The sequence below is a fragment of the Listeria sp. ILCC796 genome, assembly GCF_900186175.1.
GTDB lineage: Bacteria > Bacillota > Bacilli > Lactobacillales > Listeriaceae > Listeria > Listeria goaensis.
This window is the reverse complement of the sequence record NZ_FYBV01000001.1, coordinates 228983-247197: the sequence shown is the minus strand read 5'-3', so window position 1 is coordinate 247197 and position 18215 is coordinate 228983. Positions and strand designations below refer to the sequence as shown.

The 18215-nt window shown below is 41.0% G+C and carries 18 protein-coding genes; 3 read left to right on the top strand and 15 right to left on the bottom strand.

Annotated elements, in window-relative coordinates:
* Positions 1–146: 146 nt before the first annotated feature.
* From CFS04_RS01225 to CFS04_RS01185, 9 genes are all read right to left on the bottom strand, one after another.
* Positions 147–1229, bottom strand: a complete 1083-nt coding sequence (locus CFS04_RS01225; protein ID WP_088808784.1) for a M42 family metallopeptidase — start codon at positions 1227–1229, stop codon at positions 147–149.
* Between the two features lie 129 nt (positions 1230–1358).
* Positions 1359–2339, bottom strand: coding sequence for a glucosaminidase domain-containing protein (locus CFS04_RS01220; protein WP_255377761.1), 981 nt, complete (start codon positions 2337–2339; stop codon positions 1359–1361).
* A 304-nt stretch (positions 2340–2643) separates the two neighbouring features.
* The gene (locus CFS04_RS01215; protein ID WP_179946364.1) at positions 2644–3459 is read right to left on the bottom strand and encodes a glucosaminidase domain-containing protein; all 816 of its coding nucleotides are present in this window, start codon (positions 3457–3459) and stop codon (positions 2644–2646) included.
* A 207-nt stretch (positions 3460–3666) separates the two neighbouring features.
* The gene (locus tag CFS04_RS01210; protein ID WP_088808781.1) at positions 3667–4299 is read right to left on the bottom strand and encodes an NAD(P)-dependent oxidoreductase; all 633 of its coding nucleotides are present in this window, start codon (positions 4297–4299) and stop codon (positions 3667–3669) included.
* 62 nt (positions 4300–4361) lie between these two features.
* Positions 4362–4790 (bottom strand): Rrf2 family transcriptional regulator, encoded by a 429-nt coding sequence (locus CFS04_RS01205; RefSeq protein WP_088808780.1) that lies wholly within the window; start codon positions 4788–4790, stop codon positions 4362–4364.
* A 112-nt stretch (positions 4791–4902) separates the two neighbouring features.
* Positions 4903–5919, bottom strand: a complete 1017-nt coding sequence (locus CFS04_RS01200; protein WP_088808779.1) for a glycosyltransferase — start codon at positions 5917–5919, stop codon at positions 4903–4905.
* 12 nt (positions 5920–5931) lie between these two features.
* A complete protein-coding gene (locus CFS04_RS01195; protein ID WP_088808778.1) occupies positions 5932–6915 on the bottom strand; it encodes a glycosyltransferase family 2 protein in 984 nt (327 codons plus the stop codon).
* Positions 6916–7011: 96 nt separating this feature from the next.
* Entirely contained in the window at positions 7012–7629 is a 618-nt protein-coding gene (locus CFS04_RS01190) for a GyrI-like domain-containing protein (RefSeq protein WP_088808777.1), read from the bottom strand.
* Between the two features lie 441 nt (positions 7630–8070).
* Positions 8071–10311, bottom strand: a complete 2241-nt coding sequence (locus CFS04_RS01185) for an excinuclease ABC subunit UvrA (protein ID WP_088808776.1) — start codon at positions 10309–10311, stop codon at positions 8071–8073.
* 121 nt (positions 10312–10432) lie between these two features.
* Here CFS04_RS01185 and CFS04_RS01180 point away from each other — a divergent pair, with 121 nt between their 5' ends.
* On the top strand, positions 10433–11470 hold the full coding sequence (locus CFS04_RS01180; RefSeq protein WP_088808775.1) for a S66 peptidase family protein: 1038 nt from the start codon (positions 10433–10435) through the stop codon (positions 11468–11470).
* 35 nt (positions 11471–11505) lie between these two features.
* Here the strand turns inward: CFS04_RS01180 and CFS04_RS01175 are convergent, their stop codons facing one another.
* Positions 11506–11748: a DUF2584 domain-containing protein gene (locus tag CFS04_RS01175; protein ID WP_088808774.1), complete on the bottom strand. Its 243-nt coding sequence runs from the start codon at positions 11746–11748 to the stop codon at positions 11506–11508.
* A gap of 24 nt (positions 11749–11772) precedes the next feature.
* A complete protein-coding gene (gene ytkD, locus CFS04_RS01170; RefSeq protein WP_088808773.1) occupies positions 11773–12258 on the bottom strand; it encodes an RNA deprotection pyrophosphohydrolase in 486 nt (161 codons plus the stop codon).
* 69 nt (positions 12259–12327) lie between these two features.
* Here ytkD and yidD point away from each other — a divergent pair, with 69 nt between their 5' ends.
* Positions 12328–12579, top strand: a complete 252-nt coding sequence (yidD, locus tag CFS04_RS01165; RefSeq protein WP_088808772.1) for a membrane protein insertion efficiency factor YidD — start codon at positions 12328–12330, stop codon at positions 12577–12579.
* Positions 12580–12758: 179 nt separating this feature from the next.
* On the top strand, positions 12759–13718 hold the full coding sequence (locus CFS04_RS01160) for a metal ABC transporter solute-binding protein, Zn/Mn family (protein ID WP_088808771.1): 960 nt from the start codon (positions 12759–12761) through the stop codon (positions 13716–13718).
* A 44-nt stretch (positions 13719–13762) separates the two neighbouring features.
* Here CFS04_RS01160 and glnA read toward each other — a convergent pair whose 3' ends face one another.
* The 4 genes from glnA to hflX form a co-directional block, all read right to left on the bottom strand.
* Positions 13763–15097, bottom strand: a complete 1335-nt coding sequence (gene glnA, locus CFS04_RS01155; RefSeq protein ID WP_088808770.1) for a type I glutamate--ammonia ligase — start codon at positions 15095–15097, stop codon at positions 13763–13765.
* 68 nt (positions 15098–15165) lie between these two features.
* A complete protein-coding gene (locus CFS04_RS01150; protein WP_088808769.1) occupies positions 15166–15534 on the bottom strand; it encodes a MerR family transcriptional regulator in 369 nt (122 codons plus the stop codon).
* A 186-nt stretch (positions 15535–15720) separates the two neighbouring features.
* Positions 15721–16974: a methionine gamma-lyase family protein gene (locus tag CFS04_RS01145; protein ID WP_088808768.1), complete on the bottom strand. Its 1254-nt coding sequence runs from the start codon at positions 16972–16974 to the stop codon at positions 15721–15723.
* The gene (gene hflX / locus CFS04_RS01140) at positions 16971–18188 is read right to left on the bottom strand and encodes a GTPase HflX (protein ID WP_088808767.1); all 1218 of its coding nucleotides are present in this window, start codon (positions 18186–18188) and stop codon (positions 16971–16973) included. The genes CFS04_RS01145 and hflX overlap by 4 nt, the downstream gene beginning before the upstream one ends.
* Positions 18189–18215: the final 27 nt, after the last annotated feature.

Here is an 18215-nt window from a genome sequence, read left to right as displayed (position 1 = left end):
TAACGCTCCTCGTAACATTCTCGTAACATAAAAGTGGTTTTACTAAATAAACAAAGTATGCACTCTTTTAAGCTAATAGTCCAAAAGACTCACGACCATATTCAGCCAAACGCCATGCTACCTTCCTTTTGTCCATTTTGTATCACTTAGTTTTGATACGTTATTTCTTTTACTTTGTCTGCATCAAGCCGTTTGACAACTTCTGTAATAAGTTTAACTGCCGCATCAAAATCATCACGATGTAATATAGAAGAATGCGAATGAATATATCGCGTTGCAATGGTAATCGGCAAGGAAGGAACACCATTTCCTGTTAAATGCATCGGCCCCGCATCAGTACCACCACCTGGAATAGCCTCAAATTGGTACGGTATACCGAGTTCATCAGCAACATCTGTCACAAAGTTCCGTAAACCAGCATGGCTGACAAGCGTTGCATCATAGATGATAATTTGTGGTCCGTCACCCATTTTACTTTGTGCTTCAGTCGGTTTAATACCCGGTGTATCACCAGCAATGCCAACATCAACGGCAAAACCAATATCCGGTTGAATCAAATGTGCAGACGTTTTCGCGCCTCTTGTTCCAACTTCCTCCTGAACCGAACCAACACCATAAACTGTATTCGCATGCTGCTCTTTTCTTAAATTTTTTAAAACTTCAATCGCAATCGCTAAGCCAATCCGATTATCCCAAGCTTTAGCTAAAAGATATTTTTCATTTTTCATTACTGTAAAATCAAAAGCAGGTACAATCATGTCGCCTGGTGTAATCCCAAAGCTTTCTGCCTCTGCTTTATCTTTCGCACCAACATCAATAAACATCTCTTTAATATCAAATGATTTTTGACGTTCAGCAGCCGTCATTAGATGAGGCGGTTTTGAACCAATGACACCGACAATTTCTTCCCCCTCACGTGTTACAATGGTTACTTTTTGCGAAAGCATCACGTGTGGCACCCAGCCACCTGTTGGTTGAAACTTGATAAAGCCGTTTGCATCAATTTGCGTCACCATAAACCCGACTTCATCCAGATGTCCTGTAATCATAATTTTTGGTCCATCTTCTGAACCTTTCTGAATCGCAATACTACTTCCTAATCCATCATGCGTGATTTCATCAGCAACAGGTGAGATATATTGTTCGAACACACGTCGAACCTCACGCTCATTTCCCGGAATGCCTTTTGCATCCGTTAAGTCTTTTAACATCTTTAATTGCTCGTCCAAAAAAACCCCTCCTCCATCAATACTTTCCATTCCGTATTATAGCAGAAAAATAAGGAAAAGGCGCAGAGAAAAGCACAAAAGCCGAAAATTAGGAGTGAAGTAGTTTTCCTAATTTTCAGCTTTTAATTTTTATAGCGCGTTTGCAAATGTTTCTTTTCTTAATAGCGGTATCATACTAATAACATGATAATGCCGTTCTTTTTCAGATGTCATGGCGATTTCTGACGGATTTAACATTTGATTTGACGCGAGTGCAGTTTCACTTGATGAATGATCAAATAAAAATACCGTTTTATATCGCAATGGCGAATGACTTTCTGAACTGTATAATACTTCGACTTTATCACTTTCAATCCAGCCACTTACAAAGTCAGAAAGCTCTACTTGATACCAAATTTGATTGTTCGCGATTTTAGCTTCGCGTTTAATCTCAATTTTAGGGCTCACACCATTTGAAAGTTTGGCAATTAATACCGCATCTTTTGTCCCTGCTGGATTGGTCCAAATATCCACTGTTTTACCAGCTTTAACTTGTCCTACTGCATGAAAAATCTTATCAGATGTTTTTTCTGCATAAGCGGCATTCGCCACATCATACTTATCTAAATTAAATTTTTCAATGACCTCAATTAATTTTTTGGAATAGTTTGGATCAGTCGAATAACCCGTGTGATCTAACGCCTTAGCCGCAAGACGATAATCCGTTTGATTAATTAAACTGCTGTATAAATCTTTATTCCAGCTTGGACCATTCACAAATAAGGTCGCGTGGTCATTTAATGATTCAAACCATGTTGGATAGGCTTTAAATCCTGCACTTGTTCCAACATAAGAAGAACCATTATGTTCCCTTGTCCCCATCACAATGGAGTTCCCATTGTAGGAACCTTTAATTCCGAATAAATTCTTCCCTTTTTGCGCAAGCTCGCTTTTCCCCCAATTTGATTCGAGAATAGCTTGAGAAATTGTAATACTTGCCAGAATCCCGTTTTCCTTCTGTACGATCTCTGCATGCGGCGCAATCTCATTAATAAACGCTTGTTGCGAGGAAGTAGCGAGGCTAGAATTAGCCTTTACTTGCATAGGAAGAGCCATTACAGTAATTGACAAACTGATTAAACCCACTTTAAGCAAGTGCTTCTTTGCAATATGTAGCATAATGAATTTTGCACATCCTTGTCTTTTTGAATTATCAAAACGTGTGTTCTTTCTTAGCAACCATTTCATTCTAACAAAACTTTTATGTAATATATATTTCTTTTAAGTAACAAAAATAACAAAAAAATAAAACACTTAGGCGTTAAGTGCTTTACTTCTTCAAAAATTTTTCTTTTGTAGTGAAAAAAAGGATACATATAGGTCTAAAAACCTACTAATAAGACAAGTTTTTTAGACCCTTTTACGTTGTTTTTTTCTATTTTAGAGCAACATAATCCGCTTTTATCCAACCTATTACTTTGTCATCTACAGCAAATTGATACCATTTTCCGCTACTTGTCTGTGCAACTTGCACAAGTTGTAAATAATCGCGACTATAATACTGAATATCTTCTACTTTCTGCGCACCAACAAGCCCGTAAGGTACCGTCCAAACCGTTGCATGCTCTTTCGTACTTACATCAGCTACTTGCGAAATTTTCTTATTGGACAAAAGTTGATCTTGAATATTATCGTAGAGATGCAAATCATATTTTTCAACGATACTCACCAATTTACTCGCATAGTCTGGGTCAGTTGCGTAGCCTGCTTTCATTATTTCCTCTGCAGCCGCTTGGTAAGTTTTGGCAGAAAGAACGCCGTGATACTTCGTTTTTGACCAAGATGTTCCATTCAAAAATAAATTTGCATGATCATCAAGCGATTCATTCCAATTGGCATATTTACGGAAATTAGCTTGAATCTCAATCCATTGCCCGTCTGAAAACTCTTTTGTCGTCATGTTCACGACTGGCTGCCCCGCCCTACCTTTCACACCAAATAAATTATTCGCCTGACTCGCAAGCTCGCTCTCACCCCAGTTCGACTCTAAAATCGCCTGCGCAAGCGTCACGCTCGTCAAAATTTGATGCTCTTTCTGAATTTCCTGTGCATGCTTTGAAAGCTGATTGATAAATTTCTCTTCTTTTGTATTAAAAGCAGGTTCTGGCGCTGTTAAATCTAAATAAGCTTCCCGTATAAAAGACGCAATGACACCAACTAGAATGAGGCCGATAAATATACCTAACGTCATAAATAACTGACGCTTCTTTTTTCGTTTCATTTTTTTCCGCAATTGTGTGTCACACCTTTCTGTTCCCAGTCCCTGTCTACACAATACGTCAATTTGTAGCGAAATGCAATCCTCCTCTAGCCTAATTTAACTTTTCTTAAAAAGAGGATAAAAGCAAAATAAGCTGTCGGCAATTCGCCAACAGCTATTATATAGAAGAAACTCGTTTTATTTATTTCGAACGGTGAAACGTTCTTTAACATGTTTTGGTTCTTCAATTTCGTCAAGCATCGCTTTTGCAAAGTTTGCATAGCTCACTTCACTTTGTCCCGTTTCATCTACTAAAAGTTGATTTTCTCCTAAAATATAAGTACCTGTTCCCGCTCCTTCTGGATTAAAGAAAGCTGATGGGCTCATATAAGTCCAGTTTACTTCCGCTTCTTGTTTTAGCGCATCGAGCGCTTTTCCCATATGGCTTGCAGTTGGTAAAAAGGCAGCGGGGAAATCGGGTGTGTCCATTAAACGTAACGATTCTGCTTCATCGACATATAAACTTCCTGCTCCACCGACGACAAGTAGACGATTTGTTTTTCCTTTTAAAAGCGAGGTTACATGTTTTAATGATGTTTGGTGAAGCTCTTCTTGGCCATGCGGAGCATTGAACGCATCAATGACAACATCTTGATCTTGAATATCTTCGAAAGTTAAGTCAAATAAATCTTTTTCTAAAACTTGCACATTTGGATTCGTTATTTTTTCTTTATGCCGCACAATTGCTGTAACTTCCATGCCGCGGCGCACCGCTTCTTCTAAAATTTGGTTTCCAGCTTTCCCACTTGCTGCAATAATAGCTACTTTCATTTGTATTCCTCCTATTTCGTAACTGACTTAGTTACAATTTGTTTTATTTTTAGGGCAAGCCTTTAGTTTTGGCTTGCCTTTGTTGTCATTTCGGCAATGATATTGGCTAAGGTAACTTGTTTCAACTCATTTTCCATTTTTTGTTGAGCTGTTTGAAAGGTTTCATTTAACGTATCTTGAATATTTGCCCCGACAAAACAATTTGGATTAGGGTTTTGATGGATGTCAAAAATCGTTTGCGAGCCTAAAGCTGCCTCATAAATTTCATAAAGAGTCATATCATCCGGTTCTCGCGCTAAATAGGTGCCGCCAATACCAGGTTTTGAATGTAGTAAACCGGCTTTTTTTAAGCGGCTCATAATTCTTCTAATGACTACTGGGTTCGTACCAACGCTTTCTGCAATAAAATCTGACGTAATTTGTTTGTCGCGATTTAAATAAACGAGTGTCAAAATATGCACAGCGACACTAAAACGTGTTGAAATGGCCATTTCCTCACCTCTTTGTAACCATTATAGTTACAAAACGTTTTTTTGTCAACAAAAAAAGGACGCATACAGCATCCTTTTTAGCGATAAACTTATATGAAACAAAAGATTAGTTTTATGAGCTTTTTCCTGTAAAACGTTTGATAGCCTTTAGCATGAACCATTCCAGGCTTGCAATTCGGAAGCGCAGGTGCGCGTTTTTTAAAAGTTGGCGGAACATTTTTTGCTTAGTTTTTGGGAGCGTTTCAATTGCGTTCGTTTGGAGACTTTCTTTCATGTAGTCGGACACCCATTTTTGAACGGTGCGGTAATCCTCCTTTTTAACTAAGAAAAGCCATTCAATCATTGAGAAAAGATCGATTTCAAGATATTTCTGCTCTTTTTTGTAGCGCAGTGTGTTGTCTTGAATCGTGGAAAAAGCCTCGTCGCAAACATGTAGCGCATCTAAGCGGTCGCGTGTCATACGCAAGTTATTTTTTTGCTGGGTGATAGATTTATCGCCAGAAACTCTGTGACGCCAGTAATAGCCTACATTTTTCAAGATGTTGACATGCTCGGCTTTTAAGTAAGCGGGAATGACAACGGGAATATCTTCATACGTTTTACCGACTGGAAATTCCAGTTTTGCCTCGTTCCAAAAAGAAGCACGATAAATTTTATTCCAGCTCGTTGTATCGTATAAAAGTTCTGGTGTTTCAAAAATCGTCGTATCAAACTTATCCGTTTGCATAAAACGCTCATGCAATGCTGAGCGGTAAACATCTTCCCCCGCAAGACGTGCCACGCCAATCGTGACGATATCCGCACAGGAAATTTCTACAGATGCCATCATTTTTTTATACATGTCGCGGTCAATCACATCATCGCTGTCGACAAAGGCAATAAAATCGCCAGTCGCAAGCCTTACGCCATCATTTCGCGCTGCAGATAAACCGCCATTTTCTTTTGTAATCACTTGCATCGTCGGATATTTCTCTTGTAAGAGCGCCAACTTTTCCCCCGTGTCATCCGTCGAACCATCATTAATTACAATAACTTCTAACTTTTCATAAGACTGATTCATCACCGAATCCAAACACGCCTCAATATACTCCCCGACATTATACGCCGGAATAATCACACTTACCTTCATTTTTCTCTCCTTTTAAAAACCCGTTTGCTGTCTTCTTTTTTCAAACGGTACTTTCCAAACTAAATCACCTAAATGCACAAAACCTTGCAAATACAGGCGAACAGCCAAATATTTCAACTTCGCGGTCAAGCCGCTACCAGAGCGGTACCCATTTTTCTCCCACTTTGGAAAATGCGAGTTCATCGTTTCTCGTACAATTTTAAGCACTTCTTTACGCTTTTTTGTCCCCTCCAAATAAATGATTTTCCGAAGTACAGTCCGGTACACTAAATGTTCCATATAAAGTGTTTCCACTTCCGCCTTGGATGCCTCGAAAATATCAAGTGCTTTCAATTCGTTTGTGACATTTTCAAGCATTGGAATGACATCTAAAAATTTCGTATCATTTTGCAAATTCGACTGCGAATCCGCTCGGTCCGTTATGTAAAAATAAAGCGCATTGTCAAGTTTCACTGGCTTTTCAGCGCGCAAAACGACAGCTGGCACCACGCCGAGATCCTCATACCAATAGCCGGTCGGAAAACGGAGCTTTTCCCATAAAGAAGCCGTATAAAATTTATTCCACGGGACACTTCCTGCATCTGTCAAAAGATGCCCGCTATTTCGCGGTATGTACTGCATGTCGCCGCTTTGATTCACATTATAAGAAGTAAACATCACGAGGTCCGCCTCTGTTTGCGTGACCGTTTTCAAACATTTTTCGACTAAATTCGGCGCTATATAGTCGTCGCTATCCACCATGATGACGTAGTCGCCTGTCATCTGATCAAGCCCCGCATTGCGCGCCGCCGCCTGACCACCATTTTCTTGTTTAATTACGCGAATTCTAGGGTCAGAAAACGTTTCTAGCATCGCACCTGAACTATCCGTTGAGCCATCGTCAACAAAAATAATTTCTAAATGCGCGTACGTTTGCTTAAAAATACTTTCCGCACACCGCTCCAAATAGTTTTCCACATTATAAACTGGAACGATAACGCTTACTAAAGGTTCCATAAAAATTCTCCTCACAGAATGTTTTCACCCTTTAAGAATACCTTTTCCAAGCACATTTGTCTAATTTCAAAAAAAACCGCAGCGAAAAACTGCAGTTTAACTTTTAATTTTAAAACGAAGCACCGTTTTCATTTTTTCAGGCGCTGTTTTTCGTGGATCTGACAAATAAATTTCCTTATGGTCCTTTGACAGCCGCACCCAATCATTTTCCAAACAGAATTCCTCCATTTGTTCAAAAGAAGCGGGTTCTGTGTCGTAAGGCCCTTTGTGGAGCATCTGCACGCTTGGCCCTTCCTCAATCGTTTCAAAGCGCAGCTCGGCCAAAAGCTTCGCAGGAATTTTTTCAGCGAATCGCGGCTTCAATTCTTCAAATAGCGCAGCTGTTACAAAATCAGGTTGGCGAATCATAATACGATACTCAAATAAGCTCTTGTCAAGCGGACCATTATCGCGCTGGCTCGTCGTCCATTCCCCTTCAAGCGGATAAACTGTGTATTCAAAATATCCGTCCGGCGTCACGCCTTTTTTAGGAAGCATCCGAATCGTATAAGCTGCCGCATAAAGTGCCCCAACACGCTCGCTAAAAGCTCCTTCGTTCGGATCCCCTTTTCCCGTAATCGTAATATAGTTCATCGCCGGCACATCGAGTTTCATTGGTTTATTTTTGGGTAAATAAAGCCCCTTTTCAGCTTTGCGCCATTCATATTTTGTCATAGTCTTCGTCCTTTCGTGTTGGAAGTTAAGCAGCAAGTGAATCCCCGCTCTATTTAGATTATACCAATTTTAGGAACGGAATTGAATTTTATGATGCAGCAGAGCTTGAGGGGGTGGCGTGTAGACTAAAAGTAAGTAACTTATTACCTTTTATAGTGCATACTTGATTAATTGCTGAAAACGGGATTTACATTTCACAATACAGAGATTAAAACAGGCACCTATTTCAGCCCTACTCCTATAATAGCTCAAATGGGCATTTCTATCGACCTTTTCATTATTTGGTTTTTGGGTGTGATTTTCACATCTCGAAATCAGTCATATTTACACGTTTCCCTTCTCCCCTAAAGTTTCACAAAAATCTGTCGTCCCCTTGGTTTTTCACATTATCTCCGGTCGACAGAAAAATAGCGCGAAGTTTTAGCTTCGCGCTATTTTGGGTTAAATGAATTTTGCTGTAATCGAATCTGGGACGGCTTTCAAATCGGCTGGTTTTCCTCCAAAAAGAATTCTTCCGCCTTTGCTTCCGCCTTCTGGGCCGACATCGATAATCCAGTCGGCTTGGCGAATAATATCGAGATTGTGCTCGATAACAATTACTGTGTTGCCAGCATCGACCAGTCGGTTCATGATTTCGACAATATGCTTCGTATCCGACATGTGAAGCCCTGTCGTTGGCTCGTCCATAATATAGACGCTGCCTTTTTTATGAAGTTCTGTCGCGAGTTTCAAGCGCTGGCACTCACCACCTGATAGTGTGCTTAAAGCTTGGCCAAGTGTCAAGTAGCCAATTCCAACGTCCTCCATCGCCTGAAGTTGCTTTGTGATTTTTTTCAGTTCAAAAAACTGCAACGCATCAGTGACCGTCATTTCGAGGCAGTCACTAATCGTTTGTCCATTTAATTTGTATTGCAACACTTCTTCTTTAAAACGCTTGCCAGAACAAGCTTCGCAAGGTGTGCGAATCGCATCCATGAAAGCCATATCCATCGCAATGTAGCCGAGACCTTTACATTCTGGGCAGGCGCCTTTTGAATTGTAGCTGAAAAGCGATGGACTGACATCATTCGCCGTTCCGAATAGTTTTCGAATGCTATCCATAATCCCCGAATACGTTGCGGGGTTTGATCTGGAATTAGCATGAGCAGCGGATTGGTCAATCACAATTGCGTCGGGATATTGTTTTCTGAAAATCCCATTAATAATCGTACTCTTACCAGAACCCGCCACCCCAGTTATGACGTTCAAAACGCCTGTCGGAATTTCTAAGTCAAGGTCACGCACATTATGAAGGTTGGTTTTTTTCACAGGTAAAAAGCTTCGCGGGGTTCGCACTTCACTTTTTAAACTTTCGTGGTGTCCCATGAAGTTTCCGGTGAGCGTATCGCTTTTTAGAAGCTCCTCGTAAGTACCGTGGAAGGTGACTTCACCGCCGTGTTTGCCGGCTTTTGGCCCAATATCAATGATGTAATCCGCAATGCGAATGACGTCTGGATCATGCTCAACGACAAGTACGGTGTTCCCTTTATCGCGCAGCTTCTCCAAAAGTTCGTTTAAGCGGTGGACATCACGCGGGTGAAGCCCAATACTTGGTTCATCAAAAATGTAAATCATATCCGTTAAACTACTATTTAAATGACGCACCATTTTCACGCGTTGTGATTCTCCGCCAGAAAGCGTGCTCGTTTCACGGTCAAGTGTGACATAATCAAGACCAATATCAATCAAATGTGACACGCGCTCGTCGATACTCGCTTTCATCGCTTCCGCGTAAGGATTATCAATTTTAGCGATATTCTCCACCACTTCATCAAGTTGCATCGCCATGTAATCCGCAATATTTAAGCCGTTAATCCGACAATCAAGCACTTTTTTAGAAAGTCTAGCGCCCCCACAAGCATCACAAGCCACTTCGGTTGTAAAAGCATCGACTTGTTTTTTCGTCCGCTCACCCATTTCACCTTCTTTTTTCAAATATAAGCGATCGAATTTTTGGATTAAACCCTCATAAGTTGAATTAATTGGGCCGCCTGCCGTTTCAAGTACAAACTTTTCTGTCTTACCATTTAGTAATTTTTCCATTTCTTCCGCAGAATAATCTTCCAATTTTTTATCGAGGTCAAAATAACCAGATAAAGCATAAATGTTCCAATACCACGAACCAACTGAGAAATTCGGAAATTGGATGGCTCCTTCATTTAATGATTTTGAGTAATCAAGAAACTTTTCTAAGTTTAGCGTAATTTTTCGACCGACGCCTTGACAATCCGGGCACATGCCTGACGGATCATTAAACGAAAATGAGCTTGCTGGTCCAGCTTCTGGCTGTCCAATTCTGGAAAAAAGAACGCGAAAAAGAGGATTGATATCCGTAATCGTGCCGAGCGTTGAGCGCGAGTTACCGCCAATCCGTTTTTGATCAATAATAATAGAGGCACCTAAACCACGAATGCCGTCCGTATCCGGCTCGCGATATTTTGGTAAAAAGCCGCGAACAAAAGCACTGTGCGTTTCGTTTAACTGACGTTGTGATTCTGTGGCAACGGTTCCAAAAACAATAGATGATTTCCCGGAACCAGAGACTCCTGTGAAGATAGTAATTTGACGTTTCGGAATTCTCACAGAAACATTTTTCAAATTATTTTCCCTAGCACCTTTAATTTCGATGTATTCTTGTGTCATGTCATACCCCCTAGTTTTATTACCTGAATGAAGCCATCAGGGTTTATCATTGTACCGAAATCAAAGCCCCCTGTCAACCAGAAATATGCTAAAATAGAAAAAAAGTAAGGAGGGGAAATTTATGTTAAACCTACAAAAGCTCCCTCGGCTTAAAAAGGGAGATACAGTCGCAACAATTAGTTTATCATCTGGCGCTGCCGGTGACCCAGAACTACTCGGACGCTATGAAGTCGGCAAAAAACGATTACAAGAACATTTTGGCTTAAAGGTCATCGAAATGCCGCATACGCTCGCCGGCTCTGATTTTATATACCACCACCCTGAAAAGCGCGCCGCAGACTTGATGGCCGCCTTCCAAAACCCAGATATCAAAGCGATTTTCGCCTGCATTGGCGGTAATGACAGCATCCGTATGTTGCCGTATATCGATTTTGCAATCATTCAACAGAATCCTAAAATTTTTATCGGCTATTCCGATTCGACCATCACGCATTTAATGTGCCTAAAAGCAGGCATATCCAGTTTTTACGGGCCGGCAATTTTGAGTGACTTTGCAGAAAACGTGGCACTTCCTACGTTCACCAAAAACGCGTTCGAACAACTTGCTTTCCATCCAAGTCAAGCTCTTCGGTTTGAAACAGCCCCTGAAATAACGGGTGAATTCCTGCCATGGCTCCCTGAAAACAGTGAGAAACCGCGCAAATTCATGCCAAATGACAGCTATGACATCATTCAAGGAACAAACCGCGCGTCTGATCCGCTTATCGGCGGTTGCATGGAAGTTCTTGAAATGGCTAAAGGCACAGCTTTGTTTCCAGAGCTTGCCGCTTTCGACGATGCCATTTTATTTTTGGAAACCTCAGAGGTGAAGGCGAACCCGTGGTGGTTTGAAGATCAGCTGCGAAATTACGGTATCATGGGCGTTTTATCACGCGTAAATGGCATAGTTTTTGGCAAGCCAAAAGAAGGCGCCTACCAAGAGGAGTACCGCGAACTCGCGCTTAAAGTGCTCCGCGAATTTCATCTTGAAGATATACCAGTTTTCGCAAACGCAAGCTTCGGCCATAACGAGCCAAAAATCACGCTTCCATACGGCCGTATCGCCGAACTAAATCCCGCAGAAAAAACATTTACCCTACTAGAATCAGCCGTATACTAAATTAAAAAGAGATTGGGAAAATTCCCAGTCTCTTTTTAATTACTCGAATTTAACGAAACAAGTTCATATGTAATGATGGTCGCATCGCTTTCCCAAATGAGTTTTCTAGGGATAACAAGTCCATTCACTTCTCCGTCTTTCGTTTTGCGGAGCTCAATGGGTACATCAATCGGATAAATGCGGTACCCGTCTTTTTTTAATTCAAAAAAGTTTTCTGTAATTCTTTTCTCGCGGCCTTTCGTTACGACCATCGTATTAACTTCAAGTGGCATGCCCATCTGAATCCCTCCATTTCTTATTTATCATAGCAGAAAAGGCTTTTCTTTGGCTAGTTTCTCCTCTAAATTTCGTAAAATTTCCTGCATACCCGCATCACGCATAAAAAAACTGAATTCCGGTTGCTGCACGATTTCACGAATGTTTCCTTTCATGAGCACTGGGCCGTCTGTTTCCATGTAGTCGGCTTGAACATGGAACCCTTTGATTTGTGCGAAAAAAACGCGTTTCGAGAAAGTTCTTTCCGCTGATTCCACGAAATAATCGGCGACAAACTGAAAATCGTCCGTATAAGCGCCCGTCTCCTCCATCAATTCGCGTGCCGCGGCTTCAATTGGCGTTTCACCATGCTCACCTTTTCCACCCGGGAATTCAATGCCTCGTTTCTTGTGGTGTGTAAAAAGCCATTTTCCTTCATAAAACGGGATAATCAGGCAATCGTCTGACTGTTCTTCGCGCTGTTCAAACGAAATCGCGACTTTTGATCCTACAGCATCTAAATAAGAAAACATTTACGTACCCCTTTCTTTTTTCAAAAAATATGATAAGCTATAACTAGCAAATTAATAGAAGGTGAAAACATGTTAAAACGCTTTTTACTTGGTGGCATACGCTTTTATCGCAAAGTCATTTCCCCTCTTACACCAGCATCTTGCCGCTTTTATCCAACCTGCTCTCAGTACGGAATGGAAGCCATTGAAACGCATGGCGCCTTTAAAGGAAGCTACCTCGCGATTAGACGCATTTTAAAATGCCATCCTTTCCATAAAGGCGGCGTGGATTTAGTCCCTCCTAAAAAAGAAACAGAATGCTCCCACCATCATCATCATTAATATAGCACATTTCATACAAAGCGAAAACTGCTAATTTTGATTAGCAGTTTTAATTAACACTTGCTTTTTTCAAAAAAATAATGTATTATCAATATCGTCCCTCAAATCGTAATCAGTACGATTTATTTTTACGAGGTGTAAAACGGAATCATTTTGATTTAAAATAAAGGAGTGGAAAAATGTTTAAAAAATTATTACTTATAACTCCAGTTTTAGCTCTCATACTTACACTTGCAGCTTGTGGAAGCGGAACTGCCTCTCAAGATAACGATAAAGTAAAAGTGTACACAACCGTCTATCCCCTTTCTTACTTAGCGGAACAAATTGGCGGTGACAACGTGGAAGTCACAAGCGTATATCCAGCGGGTTCTGATGCGCATAGCTTCGAACCTACGCAAAAAGATATGATGAAAATTGCCGATAGCGACTTACTCTTTTATGTTGGGTTAAACCTTGAAAGTTTTGTCGATAAAGCAAAATCATCACTTAAAGACGAAAATGTAAAATTCGTTCCTTTAGCTGAAAAATTAGACTTGCCGAAAGACCCTGACGCTGGTAAACACGAAGAAGAGGAAGAAGACCATGAAGGCGAAGAAGAGCACGAAGAACACGGCGACTACAACCCTCACGTCTGGCTCTACCCTGTTTACATGGAAGAAATGGCTGCGACCGTTAAAGATCAACTAATTAAAGAAATGCCAGAGAAAAAAGCCACTTTTGAAGAAAACTATGAAAAAACTGTATCCAAGCTAAAAACGCTTGACGAATCTTACAAGGATATGGCAGCCACTGCCAAACACAAAGATTTCGTGACCGCACATGCCGCTTATACGTACTGGGAAACAGCCTACGGATTACACCAAATCCCAATTGCCGGCGTTTCAACGAGCGATGAGCCATCGCAAAAGAAATTACAAAGCATTGTGAGCACCATTGAAAAAGAAAACATTCCATACATTATGCTCGAACAAAATACCAATTCTAAAATTGCAGAAGTGATTCAACAAGAAACCGATACAAAGGCGCTTAAATTGCATAACCTCGAAACTTTAATGCCAAGTGATGTGAAAGCGAAACGCGATTACATTTCCATCATGAACGACAATTTAGACGCATTAAAAGAAGCGCTCAACTATTAAAACAAACCCCCGAAAGCAGATTGCTTTCGGGGGTTTTCGCTTGCTTAATAAATTTCCAAATATTGATCGCGTTCCCACGGATGAACGGCTGTTCTAAACATGTCACATTCAATTTGTTTCGCTTCAATGAAGTGTTCATAAATGTGGTCACCTAGACCTTCACGAACCGCATCATCTTTTGAGAGCTCAATTAAACCGTGCGCTAAGCTTTCTGGAAGATCATAAATACCTGCCTCGTGACGCTCCTCCTCGTCCATTCCATAAATGTTACGGTCAACTGGTGCTGGCGGAGTGAGTTTGTTTTTCACGCCATCAAGACCAGCTTTTAAAAGTACTGCCATCGCAAGATATGGATTCGCCGATGGGTCAACGCTACGAAGTTCAAGGCGGGTACTAAGTCCACGCGAACTTGGAACGCGGACAAGTGGACTACGGTTTTTACCACTCCACGCAATGTAACAAGGTGCCTCGTAACCTGGAACTAAACGCTTGTAAGAGTTGATGGTTGGGTTCGTAACAGCTGTGTAGCCACGCGCATGTTTTAACATCCCCGCCAAGAATTGGTAGGCTGTTTCGCTTAGTTGCAATTCACCGCTTTCATCGTAGAAGGCATTTTCGCCGTCTTTGAACAGTGACATATTAAAGTGCATGCCAGAACCATTAACACCGAAAAGTGGTTTTGGCATAAACGTTGCATGAAGACCATGTTTACGCGCAATTGTTTTAACAACCAATTTGAACGTTTGGATATTGTCGCATGCCGTAATGGCATCTTCGTATTTGAAATCAATTTCATGTTGTCCGGGTGCCACTTCATGGTGGGAAGCTTCAATTTCGAAGCCCATTTCTTCAAGTTCAAGCACGATATCACGGCGACAGTTTTCACCTAAATCTGTAGGGGCTAAATCGAAATAACCGCCGGAGTCATTTAGTTCCAGTGTCGGCTTACGGTTTTCATCGAGTTTAAACAGGAAGAATTCGGGTTCAGGTCCTAAGTTAAAGTCGGTGAAACCTAGTTCGTGCATTTCTGCGAGCACGCGTTTTAAGTTCGCGCGCGGATCACCAAGAAACGGTGTCATATCAGGATTATAAATGTCGCAAATCATACGCGCTACTTTTCCTTTTTCAGCCGTCCACGGGAACACAACCCATGTATCTAAATCTGGGAAAAGGTACATATCCGATTCTTCAATGCGAACAAAACCTTCGATAGACGATCCGTCAAACATCATCTTATTGTCGAGCGCTTTTGCCAACTGACTTACTGGAATTTCCACATTTTTAATGATTCCAAGAATATCCGTGAACTGTAAGCGAATAAATTTAACATTTTGTTCATCTGCGAAGCGGAAAATATCTTCTTTAGTATAATTTGACATAATTTAAAATCCTCCCAATACTCAATTTATATAAACTTCTTAAAAGTTAATACCTATTTCGAATTTTGTTACAATTTCGGATATTGATTTTTGGATAAATCATCACCTTTAACGAAGCGCCCAGCTTGCTGCATTTCTTTACGGAGAATTTTGCGAACATCTTCATCCGTAAGTGGATTTTTCTTTTCTTGATCTTGCATTTGGTACATTTTTTTTATACCAGCAATGTTTAAACCATCATTTAAGTAGTCTTTAATTTCAAGGAGTGTGTCAATATCTTGAAGTGAGTAGTGCCTGTGGTTCCCTTGATTTCGAGCTGGACTAATCAGACCTTGGTCTTCGTAATAACGAATCTGCCTTGCCGTTAAATCTGTCAACTTCATCACGGGACCAATTGGAAAAAGAGGCATCGATCGTCGAATTTCTTTCTCACTCACGGCTTTTTCCCCCTCACTATTTTTTTATGATAGTAGCATTATAATGTACGTTAAATCATTTGTCAAATTTATGTCAGATAATCTAACATCTTGTTAAAAGTATTGTGGCAGAAGCGTTTTGACAATTAAAAAGACGCAGAAATTAAAACTGCGTCAAAAAAATTTATTTTTTTTACAATTGATATGTTAGTTTTGTAAATTTAACGCACCCTTTTCTAAAAGCGCTTGAACTGCTCCAATGACAGCGACTTTCACATGCTCATAAGTTAGTCCACCCTGCACGTAAAGCTCATAAGGCGGACGTATCGGCCCATCTGCCGTAAGTTCTAGGCTCGCTCCTTGAATGAACGTTCCGGCTGCCATAATGACGTCATCCGCATAACCGGGCATATAGGCACCAATTGGTTTCACATGAGCGTTTACTGGCGAGGCTGCTTGAATCGCTTGCGCAAACAACACCATTTTTTCTGAATCATGAAAAGAAATACTTTGAATTAAATCAGTCCGTTTTGCATCCCATGCTGGGCTAGTTTCGATACCGCATAACGATAACATGGCTGCTGTAAAGCGCGCACCTTTAATGGCTTGTGCCACGACGTGCGGCGCCAAAAAGAAGCCTTGATACATTTCAAGCAGGCTATAAAGCGAAGCACCAGCTTCCAAACCAATTCCAGGCGTTGTTAGTCGGTAGCCACATAATTCGACAAGTTCGGTTTTCCCAGCAATATAGCCGCCAATTTTAGCAAGGCCACCACCTGGGTTTTTAATTAATGAGCCGGCAATTAGGTCTGCGCCAACATCGGTCGGTTCTCTTAGCTCAACAAATTCGCCATAGCAATTATCGACAAATACAATGACATCTGGTTTTATTTTTTTGACAAATTGAATCATTACTTCAATTTCTTGAACCTTAAATGAATCGCGATTTGCATACCCTTTTGAGCGCTGAATGCCAATCATTTTTGTGTTTGCATTGATTTTTTGCGCCACTGTATCAAAATCAACTTGATTTCCTTTTAAAGGAACAGCATCATAACCAATTTGAAAATCTTTTAGCGAGCCATTGCCGCTTCCTCTCACGCCAACGATTTCTTCAAGCGTATCATAAGGTTTGCCGGTGATATACAAAAGTTCATCGCCCGGTCGCAAAACGCCAAATAGCGCGGTTGAAATCGCATGTGTTCCTGAAATCAGCTGCGGTCTGACGATAGCTTTTTCCGTATGAAAAACGTCGCTGTAAACGCGTTCGAGCGTATCTCGACCTTCATCATCATAGCCATAACCCGTTGACGGATTGAAATGATAGTCGCTCACTTTATTTTTCCGAAAAGCTTCTAGCACTTTTGCTTGGTTTTGTTCCGCAATCTCGTCCGTTTCCTTATGTAGCGCTTCAATCATTTGTTCTGCTCGTTCTTTTAATCGTTTCACTTGTTCCGTCATAATTTTTCCTTTCCAGAAAAGTAGCCGCGAATTTGATAGGTTTCATTTTCTTCATCAAACTCAATTTTTGAAACAAAAGTCGTTCGCTTCAAAAAGGCTATTTTCGTACCTTCACTTGCTTTTACTGTTAAAAAGTAAGGAAGCCATATTTTTTTAACTTCCGTTAACAGCCATTCGCGCATATCGCCTGAAAACTCCGCACTAAGTGCTGAAATTTCCTTATAGTTTGCTTCTGTAGCAACAAAAGTCGGGTGCTTGTGATCTTTTTTATTATACAATGTTAAAATTGGAATATCACTTATTTGAAGGGCACGCAAAATCTCTTTTACCGTTTCAATATGCTTCAAATAATCTGCATTTGAGCTATCGACCACATGAAGAAGCATATCCATATCCGCACTTTCCTCAAGCGTTGATTTAAAAGCCGCAACAAGTGACGTTGGTAAATCTTGAATAAAACCAACCGTATCCGTTAATAACACTTCAAAACCAGCTGCAAGCCTTACTTTCCGAGTAGTCGGATCAAGCGTCGCAAAAAGCTGATCTTCCTCGAGCGTCTCGGCAGTCGTCAAACGATTGAAAATAGTAGATTTCCCCGCATTCGTATAACCAATTAAACCAAACCTGAAAATTCCATTTTGCTTACGCTTCTCGCGAATTCGCGCACGATGCTTCTCCACTTGTATAAGCGCCTCTTTAATTTCATGCATCTTCAGCCGCAAAAGCCGCCGGTCCATCTCAAGCTTCGTCTCCCCAGGTCCACGCGTGCCAATTCCCCCACCTAATTTTGAAAGAGAGCTCCCTTGACCAGAAAGGCGAGGTAACAAATATTCATACTGCGCATAAGCGACTTGCAATTTTCCTTCTCGCGATTTTGCGCGCATCGCGAAAATATCCAAAATAAGACCAGTTCGGTCAATAATTTTCGCATCAACCTCTGCTTCAATATTTCGAATTTGCGTTGGTGTCAACTCACTGTTAAAAACGACCGTTTCAGCTTCCAACTCTAAAACCAGATTTTTAAGCTCCTCTAGCTTCCCTCGCCCAACAAAACTTGCTTGGCGCACACGCTCCATTTTTTGAACCATCACATCAAGCACTTCGCCGTTAGCCGTTTTGACAAGGCGCCCTAGCTCCTCCATTGAATAATGAAACGCCGTCTCATCTCCATCTTTTAATAGGACGCCAACAAGAATGACTTTTTCTTTTTCCATAAATCCGCACCTCTTTTATGTTTGCAG

Bases quoted from the DNA above. Each gene is read 5' to 3' on its own strand.
- CFS04_RS01215 (WP_179946364.1), bottom strand. From the start codon at position 3,459: ATGACGTTAGGTATATTTATCGGCCTCATTCTAGTTGGTGTCATTGCG.
- CFS04_RS01210 (WP_088808781.1), bottom strand. From the start codon at position 4,299: ATGAAAGTAGCTATTATTGCAGCAAGTGGGAAAGCTGGAAACCAAATT.
- CFS04_RS01205 (WP_088808780.1), bottom strand. From the start codon at position 4,790: ATGGCCATTTCAACACGTTTTAGTGTCGCTGTGCATATTTTGACACTC.
- CFS04_RS01200 (WP_088808779.1), bottom strand. From the start codon at position 5,919: ATGAAGGTAAGTGTGATTATTCCGGCGTATAATGTCGGGGAGTATATT.
- CFS04_RS01195 (WP_088808778.1), bottom strand. From the start codon at position 6,915: ATGGAACCTTTAGTAAGCGTTATCGTTCCAGTTTATAATGTGGAAAAC.
- CFS04_RS01190 (WP_088808777.1), bottom strand. From the start codon at position 7,629: ATGACAAAATATGAATGGCGCAAAGCTGAAAAGGGGCTTTATTTACCC.
- CFS04_RS01185 (WP_088808776.1), bottom strand. From the start codon at position 10,311: ATGACACAAGAATACATCGAAATTAAAGGTGCTAGGGAAAATAATTTG.
- CFS04_RS01180 (WP_088808775.1), top strand. From the start codon at position 10,433: ATGTTAAACCTACAAAAGCTCCCTCGGCTTAAAAAGGGAGATACAGTC.
- CFS04_RS01175 (WP_088808774.1), bottom strand. From the start codon at position 11,748: ATGGGCATGCCACTTGAAGTTAATACGATGGTCGTAACGAAAGGCCGC.
- ytkD (WP_088808773.1), bottom strand. From the start codon at position 12,258: ATGTTTTCTTATTTAGATGCTGTAGGATCAAAAGTCGCGATTTCGTTT.
- yidD (WP_088808772.1), top strand. From the start codon at position 12,328: ATGTTAAAACGCTTTTTACTTGGTGGCATACGCTTTTATCGCAAAGTC.
- CFS04_RS01160 (WP_088808771.1), top strand. From the start codon at position 12,759: ATGTTTAAAAAATTATTACTTATAACTCCAGTTTTAGCTCTCATACTT.
- glnA (WP_088808770.1), bottom strand. From the start codon at position 15,097: ATGTCAAATTATACTAAAGAAGATATTTTCCGCTTCGCAGATGAACAA.
- CFS04_RS01145 (WP_088808768.1), bottom strand. From the start codon at position 16,974: ATGACGGAACAAGTGAAACGATTAAAAGAACGAGCAGAACAAATGATT.
- hflX (WP_088808767.1), bottom strand. From the start codon at position 18,188: ATGGAAAAAGAAAAAGTCATTCTTGTTGGCGTCCTATTAAAAGATGGA.